The organism is Rheinheimera sp., from assembly GCF_036568245.1.
In the GTDB taxonomy this organism is placed as follows: Bacteria; Pseudomonadota; Gammaproteobacteria; order Enterobacterales; family Alteromonadaceae; genus Alishewanella.
On sequence record NZ_DATCSY010000004.1, the window covers coordinates 1 to 2,139 of the forward strand.

A 2,139-nucleotide genomic window follows, 5' to 3' on the forward strand; every position below is an offset into this window, starting at 1 on the left:
TATTTTTATCGTCAATGCATCAATGACCAGCTCGCGGTTGATACTAAGCTGCGGATAAAGCCCGGTTAGCTGGGTTGCAAGAGCCCCCTCCGGCACAAGACACAGTATGTTCTGCCCAGACTGCTGCCAACCATTCACTAAAGTAAAGAGTTGCGGATGGTCATAGGCAAACAGTGATATCTTTTGCGTATATATGCCTGGGTTCTGAACCCCGAGCTGCTGCCAGAACTGCTGCAGCGCAAGGCTATCAGCAGAGAAACTTTCTGCGTGTTGCTGCAGCGCTGCCTCCTGCAACAAACCGCCGGTTGCAGCGGTAAACCCCGGGAAGAAAAAGTATTTATCAAGCGGTAGGTGTGGTTGTGGCGATGGCAGAGCATGACATCCCTCCACCCAGTCTTCGGCTGACAAATATTCCAGGTTCAACCATAAAGGTTTCACATCATGCTTTGCCATTTGCTGTTGGTACGGCATAGGAATAGTGCAGGCCAGGGCTTCGATAACAACCTCTGCAACATGATACTGTGACCAGTTTGTATCCGCCGACCATAGCATAATGTCGACGCCTGCGACCTTTTGTCGCGTTTCACTGATATTGATTTGAGGACAAATACGCTGAAAGCTGGCTAAATCATCCACCCACAGGCGCACAGTTACACCGTGTTCGCTGACGAGCTGACGGCTTAAGCGCCAGCAAATACCAATATCACCAAAGTTATCGATAACGGCACGGAAAATATCCCAGCGGGATGACGATACAGACATAAAAGCGAGGTTCAGCCGAAAAATAAGGCGGCTATTATACCCTTTAACGCACGAAGGCCAAGATAGCCTGTTGCCAGTAGCAACAGCGTCACCAGCAGCGCCAGCAGATAATAAGTTCCATACTGCAATCTTAGCTTCAATTTTTCAGCAAAGCCTGTCGCCTGCTCTATACATGGCAGCTGCCGGCTGAACAACGTAGCCCATAACCACAGTAGCAAGCTGGTAACTGCCAGTAGCACAACACTAAGCTGCCAACGTTCTGCTACTGCGGCTTGAGCTGAGAACAGCAGCCAGCCAAAGCTCAGCGTAGCAGCCACAAACACGATTAAAAAAAGTGTTCTGAGCGGATAAAGCCGGTAAGCCCAGCGCTGATAAAAGCCCAGCATCAACCTTGCTCCAGAGCGGTCAGCGCTGGCGGGTATAATGCCAGAATACCGGTGCTACCATGCATGTCACCAATCAGCCAGATTTGTTCAAACGGGTGCTGTGCCGGCATATGCAGCTGCTGATGGTGGTTTAGAATATCCCGCCTGGTCCACAGTGGGTTAGCATTGCGGATCACCAGCCAGACCCGGTCTGTGTTATAGGTTTTCTCAGCTTTATTGCAGATAAGGCGGTTAAGTGCTGTCAGCAAACGGTGCTGTGCAGGTGTGCGCAGCAGCGACAGCAACTCTTTATGGGTGTTGGTAGTCAGTGGGCGCCCCAGTATGTGCATCGCTTCGACTTCACTGCCGTATAAATGCGCAATTTCCAAATCCAGCTTCTGCTCATCGTAGTAACACGACACATCAGGCCTGGCCGGCTCATTATGCCAGATATGCCGCATACTGATACCAAAACGTTTTTCATACAACCGCATAAATAAACGTGCGGCTTCATGCTCCAGCGCTATTTTTTCTTCACTTGCGTTCATTATCACTGACAAGCTGCTGCTTCAGCTGCTCATAACCACCTTTGTTGGTAAGATTAGTGTACCCTTGCTGCTGTAATACCTCTAACGCCAAACCGGCCCGGCGGCCACTTTTGCAATAAATTGCGATAGGCGTATTTTTATCCAGTTTCAGTTCAGCAATGCCCGCGGCTATTTCTGTATGCGGAATATTGACTGCGCCTGGCAAATGCCCGCTGGCAAACTCTTCATGGCTTCTTACATCCAGCCAGACGGTATCCGAGCTTGTATCCTGTGCATTGCTATAGCAACACAATAATAATAACGTGCTAACAAGTAAGGCTTTCACCATCACCTCCGGTATTAACTGCCTGCCATAAAATAAAACTGCCAGATTTCAAAGAGGACCGGCACTATCGACAGCACAAGTATAATCGCCATGGCAATATTAAAAATACGCTGAAACAAAGGCTGCGTCAGGACCTTAC

The 2,139-nt window shown here is 49.3% G+C and carries 4 protein-coding genes; all 4 read right to left on the bottom strand.

What is annotated here, in order from left to right; genetic code table 11:
• Positions 1–762 (bottom strand): elongation factor P maturation arginine rhamnosyltransferase EarP (gene earP / locus VIN66_RS00200; protein ID WP_331922115.1); only part of this gene is annotated, 762 nt, incomplete at its 3' end.
• Between the two features lie 11 nt (positions 763–773).
• Positions 774–1,148 (bottom strand): hypothetical protein, encoded by a 375-nt coding sequence (locus VIN66_RS00205; protein ID WP_331922116.1) that lies wholly within the window; start codon positions 1,146–1,148, stop codon positions 774–776.
• Complete coding sequence (locus VIN66_RS00210) at positions 1,148–1,675, bottom strand: hypothetical protein (protein ID WP_331922117.1); 528 nt, start codon at positions 1,673–1,675, stop codon at positions 1,148–1,150. Before VIN66_RS00210 ends, VIN66_RS00205 begins: the two co-directional genes overlap by 1 nt.
• The gene (locus VIN66_RS00215; RefSeq protein WP_331922118.1) at positions 1,662–2,003 is read right to left on the bottom strand and encodes a rhodanese-like domain-containing protein; all 342 of its coding nucleotides are present in this window, start codon (positions 2,001–2,003) and stop codon (positions 1,662–1,664) included. Before VIN66_RS00215 ends, VIN66_RS00210 begins: the two co-directional genes overlap by 14 nt.
• Positions 2,004–2,139: the final 136 nt, after the last annotated feature.